Origin of the sequence: Snodgrassella sp. B3088 (genome assembly GCF_026535815.1) — a bacterium.
Taxonomy (GTDB): Bacteria; Pseudomonadota; Gammaproteobacteria; order Burkholderiales; family Neisseriaceae; genus Snodgrassella; species Snodgrassella alvi_E.
On sequence record NZ_JAFNPG010000009.1, the window covers coordinates 281,134 to 295,284 of the forward strand.

The following is a 14,151-nucleotide window of genomic DNA, read 5'->3' on the forward strand; positions in this document are numbered from 1 at the left end:
CAGCAAATATATCAACTTCATCATTTCCTAAACCTCATTGTAATTGGTTGAACGAACAACCAATTACATTTCTTATAAAACCTAATAACGCAACAGCATTTCGAATAATTTTTATTACAGATTCCAGATTACTAATAACAAAAAAAACCACTAATATTAACCATTATGGATTAACATTAGTGGCTGAATTTTAACAAATAAGTTACTAAAAGCTCATTCAAGCTTCGGATGTAAATCAATGTACTGCTGTTTGCGCATTTCCAGCGTCTGTATCTGTTCCTGCAGGCGTGCAATTTCTGCGTCGATATCTTCCACACTCTGCTCAATATGCTCATAAGTCTGTGCTAGCAGCTCACGCGCTTCCTGTTTACTCGAGGCAGAAGGTGAAACACCGCGTAACGGGCGGTTAGCTGTTTCTTTCAGACAGATACCGGTCACAATTCCGATTACGCCCACCAGCATCAGATAATAGGCCGGAATAAACAGATTATTGCTGGCGTCCACCAGTGCTGCTGCGATGGTTGGCGTTAATCCGGCAATAATAATCGCAATATTAAACGCACTGGCAAGAGCACTGTAGCGAATACGTGTTGGAAACAAGGCCGGTAAAGTAGAGGCCATTACGCCAGTAAAGGAATTCAATATTACTGCAAGAATAAACAGACCGAGGAATATCAGCCCTACTTTGCCGCTGGTAATCAGCTGAAAACACGGTATGGCGAGTACCAGCAGAGCAATCGAACCGCCAATCACAAAGGGCTTACGGCCGATTTTGTCGCTAGTGAATCCGATAATTGGCTGCATAAACATCATGCCTATCATAATCGCGATAATAATCAGCACCCCACGGTCTTCACCGTAATGCAGATTATGCGACAAATAGCTGGGCATATAAGTCAGTAGCATGTAATAGGTAATATTGGTAGTGAGCACTAACCCTACGCTGACCAGCAAAGTTCGCCAAAATCGGCGCAAGACCTCTTTAAATGACACCTGCGGCCGGTTGCTCACTGCTTCCTGTTCTTCTTTTTCCATCATATCCAGATGTTTCTGGAAAGCCGGAGTTTCTTCAGCAGCATGACGCAGATATAGGCCGAGCAAGCCTAAAGGAGCGGCCAGGAAAAATGGAATACGCCAGCCCCATGAAAGGAAATGCGACGAGCCCATGATATTTTCCAGCAACACCACCAACCCCGCGCCGAGCACAAAGCCGCATATCGACCCAAAATCAAGAAAACTGCCCAGAAAACCACGCTGGCGGTCGGGCGCATATTCCGCCACAAAAATTGCTGCACCGGTATATTCACCGCCTACTGAAAAACCTTGTGCCAGTTTGCATAGCAGCAAAAGCACCGGAGCCCAAATGCCGATACTGTGATAGGAAGGAATCAGCCCGATACAGAACGTACTGAGCGCCATAATAATAATGGTGGTCGACAGCACTTTTTGCCGGCCGAAACGGTCGCCAAGAATACCGAAAAATACGCCACCTAAAGGGCGCACCAGAAAGGGAACGGAGAAGGTACCCAGCGCAGCGATAATCTGCACACTGGGCGAGGCTGATGGAAAAAACACTTGTCCTAGCGCATAGGCCACAAAACCATAGACACCAAAATCAAACCATTCCATGGCGTTGCCTAGCGCCGCTGCTGAGATCGCCTTTTTCAGCTTACTCTGGTCAACAATCGTAATGTCGTGTAATTCCAGTGTACCATTCTGGGTAGGAATCAATGGCGGTACTTGAGACGAAGTCTCAATCTGTTCATTAGGTTCAGCCATGGTAATCCTCTCATTATTAATATTGAAATGGTGAATATCAGTATAACATACGCCAAAATTTTAGCTTTATATCTGATTTTAAAAGAAAACCACCAATAGCATAATTGAGAAAACACCACTGCACGTCAAGATTAACTTATTTAGTCACGAATTTTAACCAGCTTAACGCAAGCTTTTTTTCCGCTACTTTCATGGATATTCCTGCACAGCAGTACCAGCCCTTGCATCCGCCTGCAAAGCCTGCCAGTAGGCCGGCAGCTGTTCATGCAGCCGGTGTAGCTGCCGCCACAACACTTTCTCCACCACATCTTCATCCGCCTGAGGCCGGCTTTGCACAAGCTCTGTGTCCAGTTTTGACCATTCAGCTTGTAGCACAGCTTCAGCAGCATCCTGCGCCATCAGCTCTGCCAGTGCTGATGCGATAACAGACCAGTGCTGTATTCGTTGTGGCGTCAGCTGTGGTCGCATCCGATCCACCTGCGCCCGCAGCGCCCCGAGTGCGGAAATACAGCTTAGCAACACATAATTAAGTTGCAAAATAGTTTTGCCCTCGGGCAGACGTCGTCCATAGCGCGCCGGCTCCATCGACATATCTGCCACCGTATTACTTAACGTTGCCGCCAGCTCATGCGCCGTGCGGCGGGCTAAACGGTAGTCCACATCGTCACGCAGCCCTTGCTGCAATTGCTGCGCAACCTGCCGCAGATAGGCAGCGTCACTGCACAGAGCACGGCGGGCAATCCGTCCCAACGTCAGATAACGCCAGTCTGGCCACAGATACGACACCGCGCACCACGCCAATACCGAACCCAGAATCGTATCCACAAAGCGCGACAGCATTGCCGACTGGGTATCCATGCCAATAATAGCAAAGCCAACCAACACCTGTACGGTAATAAAAAAGGTAGAAAAACTATAACGGCGTACACGGAAAGCAAAAAACAATACCGTACTCACTACCACAATCACCAGCCGGCCAGCCAGTGTCGGCACAAAATATGGCAACACCGACCCCACTACCACACCGAGCAGCGTGCCCACGATACGCTGCTTCAGACGGACAGTAGTGGCTGAATAGTTGGGCTGGCAAACAATAACACCAGTGAGCAGAATCCAGTAGCCCATTTTAAGCTGGCAGCCTTCCACCACCACACAGCTCACTGCCGTCAGGATGGCTAGCCGTACCGCATGACGCAATACATTTGATTGCAAAGTAAAATGAGCGCGCACAGCCGGCAGAATATCGCGAATGCGATCCACATCCAGTCCTGCGATTTGTGTCTCGCTGACTGCTTCTGCTGTGGCACCAGTCTTTACCTGCTCCAGCCACAATAGCTGCTCATTGATTCCCAAAACATTGGCTATCAATTGCTGCAACCCTGGTGTATCTTCATCACAACCATTTTCAGCACAATAGCGCTCAGCTGCCTGCTCAATGCCCTCACCAGCACGGCGCAGCATCGGATTGAATACATAGTGTTTGTCCTCGTGCAGACACTCACTCATCTGCTGGCAAGCCTGTGCCTGCAGCACAATCAAACGCTGAATTCGGTAAATCAGATCAGAATGAGCCAACCTGTGAGCCAGCGCCGTATAATCCACATGGCGCGAGCTGATGCGTTCATGAATATTCTGTGCGGTTAGATAATATTGCAGTAAGGTGCCCAAACCGCGCTGGCGATGCTGCCGGCGCAGACGGTAAAACAGCGCTGCGCGACAGCGGTTAAACCCCTCAATTACAGCCGTATTTTTCATCGCCAGCGCCAATTCTTTTTCTGCCAGCAAGTCAGCCTCATCTGGGTCGAAAAACTGTGCTTTCACCAGCATATAATCGGCCAGACGCGCAAAAGCACTTGATAAATTATCCTGTACCGGCCGATTGGGAAACAGCAAATGCAGCACAAGCGTACATATGCTAAACAGGCTGGTGCCGCAAATCAGCATTAGCGGATTGGTATACCAAGGCAGCATTGGCGAATAAGTCAGCACCGTATACAGCATCACCAGCAGCGTACCAAACGCAATGGTACGGTAGCGCGCATCAATGGCACCCATCATCGTCATGGTGAACGCCGCCCAAATCATCAGTAGCGAAAACGCCAGAGGGTGCCCAAATGTCCATTGAACTGCCGTAGCCGCTAAAGAAAAATGAATCAGCGTAAAAAACAGATTACGCAGCCGGCCGGTAAAACCATCATCTAAATCTACCAGTCCGCCAGCGATAATCCCCAGAAACAGAGCCGTGCTTTCCGCCGTATTACCGGTATACCAAACCCACAAAGCGGCCAGCACCATGCTCAGCAGCATCGGCAGATTAGCCAGATAACCGGCACGCACCGGAATTGTTCTCATCAGACTGTCCTTAATCAGCAGAACTTACCATTATGCTTATTTTAACAAGCGACCGGCTGCCCGTCCGGCGGATTCTGTTTACCAAAAAGCCGGCCATAACGGCCGGCTATATACACAGGAATACAGGCACAATTATTTTTTTTCTGCCTGTGCCTGCCACGTATCACGTAAAGTAACCGTGCGGTTAAATACCGGATTTTCCAGCGTATGGTCGTAGCGGTCGGTAACAAAATAGCCCAACCGCTCAAACTGATAGCGCGTTTCCGGTGCCAGCGTATTCGCTACTGGTTCGACCAGCGCATCAATTTCCGTTACCGAGGCCGGATTCAGAAATTCTGTAAAATCGCGGTACTGACCATCATCTCCACGTACTGCATCCGGACGCTCCACTGTAAACAGCCGGTCGTAAAGACGTACTTTGGCCGATACCGCATGCTCCGTAGACAGCCAGTGTATTACCCCTTTCACCTTACGCCCTTGCGGCTTGGCAGCCAGCGTTTCGTGATCGATGGAACACTTCAGCGACACCACCCGGCCGGAAGCATCCTGCACCACTTCCTCACATTTAATCACATAGCTGTATCGCAGACGCACCTCGCCACCCGGTGTGAGCCTCTGCCAACCTTTAGGCGGGTCTAACGCAAAATCATCGGCTTCGATATAAATGGTTTTGCTCAGCGGCATCAGACGCTCACCCATCTCTGGATGATGTGGATGGTATGGCGCTTCACGGCTTTGTGTCACTGCCTCATCAAAATTAATAAGCTCCACTTTAATCGGGTTTAACACCGCAATCATTCGTGGCGCTACACTTTCCAGATCTTCTCGAATGGCTCCTTCGAGCACACTCATATCTACTACATTTTCACTTTTAGAAATTCCCACCCGCTTAGCAAACAGGCGCAGCCCTTCGGGAGTATAGCCGCGACGACGCATACCAGAAATAGTAGGCATACGCGGGTCGTCCCAGCCAGAAACATGGTCCTGCACCACCAGCTGATTGAGCTTGCGCTTGGACGTAATCGAATACAGCAACTCTAACCGAGAAAACTCATACTGATGAGGTTGATGGGCAATAGCAATGTTTTCCACCACCCAGTCGTACAGCGGCCGATGGGATTCGAATTCCAGCGTACACAAGGAATGGGTAATATTTTCAATCGCATCTGAAATCGCATGCGTGTAATCATACATCGGGTAAATCACCCACTTATCACCAGTACGGTGATGATGCACGCGGCGGATACGGTAAATCACTGGGTCGCGCAGATTGATATTGCCTGCCGCCATATCGATTTTCAACCGCAGCGTTTTACTGCCATCTGGAAACTCACCCCCACGCATGCGCACAAACAAATCCAGATTTTCCTCAACAGAACGTTCGCGATATGGGCTGTTTCTGCCCGGCTCAGTTAACGTACCGCGGTACTGGCGCATTTCCTCCGCATCCAGATCATCCACATACGCTTTACCATCCTGAATCAGCGCCACTGCGTAATCATACAGACGCTCGAAATAATCAGAAGCATAATGTTCCTCATGCCACTGAAAGCCCAGCCACTGCACATCTTCTTTAATCGAGCGCACATACTCATCCGATTCTTTCTCAGGATTCGTATCATCAAAGCGCAGATTGCACAAACCATCATAAATATAAGCCAGACCAAAATTCAAACAAATGGATTTGGCGTGGCCAACATGCAAATAACCATTCGGCTCCGGAGGAAAACGCGTCATCACCTGCTGGCACTTGCCGCTTTGCAGGTCTTCCTCAATGATAGAACGGATAAAATGATTATCGGCAAACTGATCTTTATTAAGCATAGCTATTCTGAATATGTGCAAAGGCATTTACAGCAGACCGGCTGAAAATACCAACCAAAAGGTAATAATTATATACCCAATTTATATAAGCAATATACAATTATACTAAATAAAAAAAGGATTAAGTATTTTAGTAATAGTCTGGCAAATACTAAACCAAATTAACCAAAATACAAACAAAATTTTACTTTAACACCCGTAATCGGCTTACTTAAGCTTTTCAAATAGCATTTTTACCTCAGTCAGCATCCGGCTAATCAAACGAATAGCAGAGCAACCAGCTACCGGAAAACATGCCATAGCAGATGTCATCCCTATTTTCCAGCACGTAGCATCTAAAATTAACCCCTGCATACATACTAATAATTATCACAAAGCTTTACAGCCGCCACACCAGCAGTTTCCGGCCTCAAGCCGATAGCCTTAAGCACAAGCTCCGCAGTTGCACGTAAGTAAATCAGTATTCCTGACCGCTGTATTGTCCTTTTTCCAAATTCCCGCCAGTACCTACAACAGAAACACCACAATCAACCTGCATAGCATCTCATTTCCCCTTGTATAAAATCATCATTATGCAAACAAAACCGACAGCTGCACCTTATAACACTTACCATGATCCCGTAGATTTCAGCCTGCAGCCTTTGACCCTACCAATAAATAAAGTATAGACCTGCCCGTCCAACCGCAGACAATGCCATCACAAATTTCATATACCATACCAAGCATAGAACAAAAGTTTAATGTAAAATACTAACGCTATGTTTTAGTAACTAAATCTTACTTACATTCACGCTGCATCAGCACAACAACAAACTGCTAAAAATACTGGGCTCCCCGCAATTTATCGCTTCAAAACGAAGCCTAAAAATTGGTGGGTACAGCATAAGGACGGCAACTAATTCAATTAAAGCAGCACTGTGCCACACCGTTCGCAACCACCGCGAGTAAGACACAACAGCAGGCACAGCATCAAAGGACAAAACATGGGAACAACAGACAACATCCGCAAGCTAAAGCCACAGCCCGAACAACGGCAACACAAAACCGACAACCAACAGGCACCCATTAATAACCACACTGCTGACGCTAAGCATAGCGCTGCCACATCATCACCTTCTCATTCACTGCAGAGCCGAGTCTGCCACTATTACTTCCATCCAGCAACAACCATCCGCAGAAAAAACCGTATCAAAACAATTCGAATCGCTGCTAAAACCGCGTTATTACTCAGCATTGCCCTCATCATCTTTGCTTCAGTTCGAAATATCATCCGCCTTAAAAATACCAACCCTGGTCACACCATATTCACCATTCCGCCTGCCGGTGTGCGCAAACCCTTCCCCTTTACCGTGCAAAACTTCCGTGCCTTATTTAACACCCTCTCCAGTGAGAAAAACATTATCAGCAGCCAGCCAGCTCCGCACCAACAGCAAAAAGCACTAAAGCAGCCCCGCACAGAAAACTAAACCATATACCTACGCCACGGCATATCAGTCTGACTTTGCGAGGTAGCTTTACGCCGGTGCCACAAGGTCGGCTCATGCTGGTGCTGGTGGCAATACCGCCCATAGTCAGCATACATCGCAGTCTACTTCGAAGCTGCCTGCAGCTTGCCTTGCTGTAGTAATTCCTCTATATGCCGGTATAATCATCTGTGCGATGTTTTCGCCATCTTTCTTGATGGCTTCGAACCTGGCTTAATTGCGCCGATAATCAGCCGTGGATTTAAAACTTGGTCGTGGCACGCATAGCTTTTAACTTTTGGCAAATAGCTTAGAATGCATCGGCGTATTTCTACCCTCTTAATATTAGCGTAGGTAATGAAAATCTGATTACAAGCCAGAAAATGCACGGTGATATTTTTTACCCTGCCAAAATCATCGCTGGCAAATGGTGATGAGGGCGGTAAGGTAAACATCAGCTAAATATTTTTTAGCATATGGCATAATATAACCATTTCTTTCTTATTATTAATCTTAATAAATTTAAACACTTAATCCACCACTCTCAATACAGTAGCGCGTCCCATGATGTATACACGACCATGCTTCTGCTCCCACTTTTCTCACAGATAAGAAGAACCAAGGGTGAATGCACATTTATTTTTTACCGATTTCGTAAGCATCCCCATTTCTGGCACCCTGTATTCTGTTGTCGTTGATTGGATCACTGTACATATTTTCACAATCGTATACGAGTGCTTTTAATGAACATATTTAGGATTAGTTTTTGCCGAAGGTAATTCAGACAATAGGTTTGAAGCCGAATTGCAAGAGATGATAGCCGGAATAGCCGATAATATGCTGGATAATTTAAAAAATAATATTATATTTGTATATTTTATGTAAAATATCTATTTTCAAATATATTCTAGAAATTTTGAAAAAAAGTTATCTTTAATATAGAGATTGATTACTTTAGTACTTATATTCAACCTAAAACCCTATGGCATATTATTATGCTAAATTATATTCGATATTTTATTTGTATTTTATCCATTAAGATATATTTTGATAAATAGAAGCTGAAGCAAAGCCACGGGATTGATTATACCAATATCATTAATACACTATAATCTGTTCAAAAAGAGTGATATTGGCAATGTACACAATAAAACGCCACTGCACTGATATCAATGCAATGGCGTTGGGGCGAAGTCAGCGTTAATGAAACGCTGTATTGAGAGTACTGCTAATTCAGCAAACTTAGCAATACTTTTTTTATTATTTCAATCTTTTGTGGTGAAAGTGCCTGTCTCTGCTTAGGCAAATAAGTGTCAATCAAAAAATGCCGGAATGCATGTTTTCGAGATGAAATTCATGCAGGTATCTAACCATCAATTTATGGCTTTCTTCTATTAAATTTTAACCTTTGTTGCCAATATAAATTTTTCTGACGATGCTGAGGAGAAATTTGCTAAGCCTGGCCGGCTAAATGCCATCAAGATTGAGTTGCTTACACATTTCATTCTTATACACCACTCGCTTGTTGCTGATATTATCTTTGCCTGCTTCGCTTGCCTTTTTGTGCCCCTAACTAATAAGTATGGTGTACCCTTTCTGATACCTTTACCTTTTACAATTTCTGTCTGGTTTCTAGAATTTTTATGACTTCTGATTTTTTTATTTTCTAATGACGCAAATACAAGTCAGTTTCTAGTTGCTGCGTGCCTAGCTAACACAAAACTTGTTATGGCCAATTTCCTCAATTCAGGGCGATGCCGACACGCTAAATATAATGGTAAAACCAACTTTTTATTAATCATTTCATCCCCCTTAATACGGTGAAAAACTTTTCGGGATTAAAGACGTCGAAGCACTAAAACTTAAAGTAGCTGCTGCGTTAGAGGCATGCAAAACTTTGGTAGTCAGTGTTACTGTGATGGGATGTATGAGGGTTACAGATGAAAAAAAACCAAATTCTTAGAATTTGGTCAGGTAGTTTATGGCAACGTTATTATTATGAATGGACAGGCTGAGTGGGTGTGTGTCTGGCAGGGATATGCAGACCTAGCGACTTGAGGGTCCAGTCGCGGATGCGCTGTACGAGCTCGGGATTGTGTTCGAGTTTCTGGCCATAGCTAGGTATCCATTTATGTAGGGTTGAAGACCAATCGCCAGCCACTTGAGCGGGAAAGCAGTGTTCAAGTAACTCAAGCATAATGGATACGGAAGTGGAGGCTCCGGGGGAGGCTCCTAAAAGAGCGGCAAGAGTGCCATCGGCGGATTTTACCAGCTCGGTGCCAAACTGAAGCACACCACCCTTGTGTGGATCGTTTTTAATCACCTGCACTCGATTGCCGGCGATGGCAAGCTGCCAGTCTTCATCTCGAGCTTCAGGATAGAAGGTGCGTAATTCTTTCATGCGGTCGGCAAAGCTTAATCTAACTTGCTGGATGAGGTAGTGTTCGAGGCCGAGGTTGTGCATGCCAACGGTGAGCATGGGACGAATATTGGCAAAGTTGAGGGTTTTGAATAGGTCTTTGAAGGAACCACGTTTGAGGAATTTGGTGGTAAAGCCGGCAAAAGGACCGAAAAGTAAGGCTTCTTCGCCATTAATCACGCGTTTATCCAGATGTGGCACACTCATAGGTGGAGCACCGACGGAGGCTTTGCCATAGACTTTGGCATTATGGCGGCGGACGATTTCAGGGTTTTTACACACTAGCCATTGTCCGGATACAGGAAAGCCGCCGTAGCCCTTGCTGACATTGATTTGGCTTTTCTGTAGCAAACGCAAGGAACCACCACCAGCACCGATAAATACAAAACGAGCAGATACCTGCTGACGGGTATTGGTAGAGAGGTCTCTGATGTCAAGCACCCAGCGGCCATTTTCCTGCCGGAGGTCAATAATTTCGTGCTGAAGATGCAGGTGACAACCGTGTTCGGTAAGGTTGTTGATTAAGAGGCGGCTTAAAGAGCCATAGTTTACGTCGGTACCAAGGTCTGACCAAGTGACGGCAACGGGCTCACTGTTGTCACGTCCTTGCATCATAAGGGGTACCCACTGGCTGATTTGTTGTTTGTCTTCGGTGTAGAGCATGTCCTGAAACAGGCGGTATTGTTGCAGGGCATGGTAGCGTTTGCGTAGGAAATCTACATCCTTTTCACCGCGCACGAGACTCATGTGAGGAACGCTGCGGATGAATTCGCTAGGGTCAGAAATCATGCCGGCGTCAACAAGTGAGGCCCAAAACTGTTTGGACAGCTCGAACTGCTCGATGATTTTGATGGCTTTGGATACTTCAACTGTGCCGTCTTTTAGCTCAGGTGTATAGTTGAGTTCGCACAGGGCTGAGTGGCCGGTACCGGCATTATTCCATGCATCGGAACTTTCGGCGGCTACATCGGCAAGGCGTTCGTAGATGTTTATCTGCCAGTCTGGCTGTAACCCCTTGAGAAATGTTCCCAGTGTTGCGCTCATGATGCCGGCGCCAATGAGTACGACGTCTGCTGAGCTATCGCATTTGGTGTTTTTCATAACGCAAACTCTTCTCTCTTCTCTTCAGGTTGTTCTGATAAGTGTTTATCTGGAAGTTAGCACAAAGAAGTATTCACTATTGGTGTGATTTATGTGTTTTTGACTTAAATCATTGACAATAATAAGTGCTTAATTTAAGCACTTTTACTTGTCCTCAGCAATAGTAAATTTAGTTCTGGCGCGGCTATGCTGGTTTTGCAACGATTAGCTGGTTGATTATTTTGCTGTTTGACGATTGTTATGATGACGATGAAATTTTTTGATAACAGCAGGTGATGGCTACACCAGCTTAGGAACGGGAGCCGATTATGTGTATGATGATATTGAAGATTTGCGATAACAGCCGGCTGTAATGGCGAGAGTGCAGATAATTACAGCCTGATAACTAATGTTTTTTTGCTAGTATTTTTACATTGGCAAAGCATAGTGCACTAAGTCCGGCCGCCAGTGCATTGAGGAGCAGGGGCAACCAGTCTAGCGGCCAGACAAACAGCCAGTTCTGTATCAGGGCAGTTAACAAAGCGGTGCCGGCGGCTACGGCACTGATGATGAGACGTGGCAGGTGGTGACTGAGGTAGCTGCTGAGGATGGCAGACAGAAGTGAGGGTAGAAAGGCAAACAGCATGCAGCCGCAGAGTAATATTAGGATAAGGCGAATATCGTTGTGGTTGAGCAGGTTGACGGGATGCAGTGGCAGCTCGCTACTTACTCGCCATATGAAGAGGATGGAGCAAAATATTGCGGTACACACTACGCTGGCGGCGGTTTGCAGAAGCAGCGCGGGAAGTCTGGCCAGAGCCAGCAAGTGCTGGCGATGCGAGAGCTGCATAGTATGGCTCCAGTATGGTGTGCCGGTGCTGGGCGGCAGCGGCCGGCACGTATAGAGATAGCTAGATTAGTATATACCTGTGGCGCTAAGGGCGGAAATTTTATGCTCCGAGTACGGCCGGCTTAGTATTTTTTGGGCAGCGCCAACCACTATTGGATGGCAATACACCGGCCGATACCGGAAACATTTGTCATTCAGGTGTCACTGGCGCCGAAGAGCAGGTTTTCTTTGATGGCGCGAATTTTGTCGCGTATCTGGGCTGCTTCTTCAAACTGTAAGTCACGGGCGGCTGCCTGCATGGCTTTTTCGAGTTTAGCAATCTCTTTAACCGCATCGTCTTCGGTATGGATTTCGCCAACTTTGAGTTTACTGCGGCCTCGGCCTTTGCCGCCGTTTTCGTCGTGATACACACCATCGATGAGGTCACGTACCTGTTTTTTTATCTGCTGCGGTACGATACCGTGTTCAGTATTGAATTGTATCTGGCGGGCACGTCGGCGCTCAGTTTCGTCTATCGCCGCTTTCATAGAGTCGGTGATTTTGTCGGCGTATAGAATGGCTTTGCCGTTGACGTTACGCGCGGCACGGCCAATGGTCTGAATCAGACTGCGGTGGCTGCGCAGGAAGCCTTCCTTGTCAGCATCGAGTATGGCCACCAGTGAAACTTCGGGAATATCCAGCCCCTCACGTAGCAGGTTGATGCCGACGAGTACATCGAATAATCCAAGTCGCAGGTCGCGGATGATTTCGACGCGCTCAACAGTATCAATGTCGCTGTGCAAGTAGCGAACTTTAACGCCTAACTCAGCGTAGTAATCGGTAAGCTGTTCGGCCATGCGTTTAGTCAGAGTGGTGACGAGTACACGCTCACCTTTTTCACGACGAATATTGATTTCTGAAAGTAAATCATCTACCTGCGTGGCCACAGGGCGAATGATGATTTCTGGGTCAACAAGACCTGTGGGGCGCACCACCTGTTCGACCACCTGCCCTGCGTGCTCTTCTTCATATTTCGCCGGTGTAGCAGAAACAAAAATAGTCTGTGGCATCACGCGCTCGAATTCGTGAAACTTCAATGGGCGGTTGTCTCGTGCCGAAGGCAAGCGGAAACCATAATCGACCAGATTTTGCTTGCGCGAAGCATCACCCTTATACATGCCACCAATCTGGCTGACGGTGACATGGCTCTCGTCGATAAACATCAGTGCGTTTTTGGGAAGATAGTCCATCAAAGTGGGTGGCGGTTCGCCTTCAGGTTTGCCGGAAAAATGGCGAGAATAGTTTTCAATGCCTTTGCAGAAACCCATTTCGTACAGCATTTCCAAATCAAAGCGCGTACGCTGCTCTATGCGCTGGGCTTCAACCAGCCGCCCCTCGTGGGTAAACCATTTGATGCGGTCGCCCAGCTCCTCTTTGATGTGTTCACAGGCACGCAGTACCGTATCACGTGGGGTGACATAGTGGCTGGAGGGGAATACGGTGTAGCGGCCGACACGCTGTTGCAAGCTGCCGGATACAGGGTCGAATAATTGCATGCGGTCAACTTCATCATCAAACAGACTTACGCGCAGTGCCAGCTCGGAGCTTTCGGCCGGATAAATATCAATCACGTCACCACGTACACGAAAAGAACCACGCGCAAAGTCGATGTCTCCGCGTTCATATTGCATCGCTACCAGTCGCGCAATGATGTCGCGCTGGTCGATTTTCTGACCCTCTTTAAGGTGCAGAATCATCTGATGGTATTCATTAGGGTCGCCAATACCGTAAATAGCAGACACAGTGGCAACTATCACAACATCCTGCCGCTGCATCAGGCTTTTAGTGGCGCTCAGGCGCATCTGTTCGATGTGTTCATTGATGGCCGAATCTTTTTCGATAAAAAGGTCGCGGCTGGGAACATAGGCTTCCGGCTGATAGTAATCGTAGTAGGAGACAAAATATTCGACGGCGTTTTCAGGGAAAAATTCGCGCATCTCCGCGTACAACTGGGCGGCCAGTGTTTTGTTGTGCGCCATGATGATGGCCGGACGACCACTACGGGCGATAACGTTCGCCATGGTAAAGGTTTTACCTGAGCCGGTTACCCCAAGCAGAGTCTGGCTGGATAAACCATCATCCAGCCCTTCCAGCAATCCCTCAATTGCCGTTGGCTGGTCGCCAGCCGGTGGAAACGGCTGGTGCAATTTGAATACACTACCGGGATACTGAATCACATCCATATGTCTGCTACCTGAAAATAAATTCATCCAAAAAATTAACACTGCTCATAACGGCTAAAAAACCGCAGTGCGCGGTTTAATCTACACATAAGGCCATCTATAGCAAAAAGCAAGCAGCCACAGGGGATTTATAACGCAATCGGGCATTTCAGCAACGGCTGT

At 47.0% G+C, this 14,151-nt stretch carries 8 protein-coding genes; 2 read left to right on the plus strand and 6 right to left on the minus strand.

Features of this window, described 5'->3' with window-relative positions; genetic code table 11:
* Window positions 1–213: 213 nt before the first annotated feature.
* The 3 genes from proP to J3U75_RS08170 form a co-directional block, all read right to left on the minus strand.
* The gene (gene proP / locus J3U75_RS08160) at window positions 214–1,779 is read right to left on the minus strand and encodes a glycine betaine/L-proline transporter ProP (RefSeq protein WP_100152177.1); all 1,566 of its coding nucleotides are present in this window, start codon (window positions 1,777–1,779) and stop codon (window positions 214–216) included.
* A 189-nt stretch (window positions 1,780–1,968) separates the two neighbouring features.
* Window positions 1,969–4,131, minus strand: a complete 2,163-nt coding sequence (gene yccS / locus J3U75_RS08165) for a YccS family putative transporter (RefSeq protein WP_267391447.1) — start codon at window positions 4,129–4,131, stop codon at window positions 1,969–1,971.
* Window positions 4,132–4,263: 132 nt separating this feature from the next.
* Entirely contained in the window at window positions 4,264–5,955 is a 1,692-nt protein-coding gene (locus J3U75_RS08170) for a glutamine--tRNA ligase/YqeY domain fusion protein (RefSeq protein ID WP_267391448.1), read from the minus strand.
* A gap of 983 nt (window positions 5,956–6,938) precedes the next feature.
* Between J3U75_RS08170 and J3U75_RS08175 the strand changes: the two genes are divergently transcribed.
* The gene (locus tag J3U75_RS08175; protein ID WP_267391449.1) at window positions 6,939–7,421 is read left to right on the plus strand and encodes a hypothetical protein; all 483 of its coding nucleotides are present in this window, start codon (window positions 6,939–6,941) and stop codon (window positions 7,419–7,421) included.
* 1,993 nt (window positions 7,422–9,414) lie between these two features.
* Here J3U75_RS08175 and mqo read toward each other — a convergent pair.
* Both mqo and J3U75_RS08185 read right to left on the minus strand, forming a co-directional pair.
* The gene (mqo, locus tag J3U75_RS08180) at window positions 9,415–10,938 is read right to left on the minus strand and encodes a malate dehydrogenase (quinone) (RefSeq protein ID WP_267391450.1); all 1,524 of its coding nucleotides are present in this window, start codon (window positions 10,936–10,938) and stop codon (window positions 9,415–9,417) included.
* Between the two features lie 385 nt (window positions 10,939–11,323).
* Window positions 11,324–11,563, minus strand: a complete 240-nt coding sequence (locus tag J3U75_RS08185) for a hypothetical protein (RefSeq protein WP_267391452.1) — start codon at window positions 11,561–11,563, stop codon at window positions 11,324–11,326.
* Between the two features lie 39 nt (window positions 11,564–11,602).
* Between J3U75_RS08185 and J3U75_RS08190 the strand changes: the two genes are divergently transcribed.
* Window positions 11,603–11,893: a hypothetical protein gene (locus tag J3U75_RS08190; protein ID WP_267391453.1), complete on the plus strand. Its 291-nt coding sequence runs from the start codon at window positions 11,603–11,605 to the stop codon at window positions 11,891–11,893.
* A gap of 68 nt (window positions 11,894–11,961) precedes the next feature.
* On the opposite strand, the gene uvrB is transcribed toward J3U75_RS08190, so the two are convergent.
* Window positions 11,962–13,989: an excinuclease ABC subunit UvrB gene (uvrB, locus tag J3U75_RS08195; RefSeq protein WP_100139657.1), complete on the minus strand. Its 2,028-nt coding sequence runs from the start codon at window positions 13,987–13,989 to the stop codon at window positions 11,962–11,964.
* Window positions 13,990–14,151: the final 162 nt, after the last annotated feature.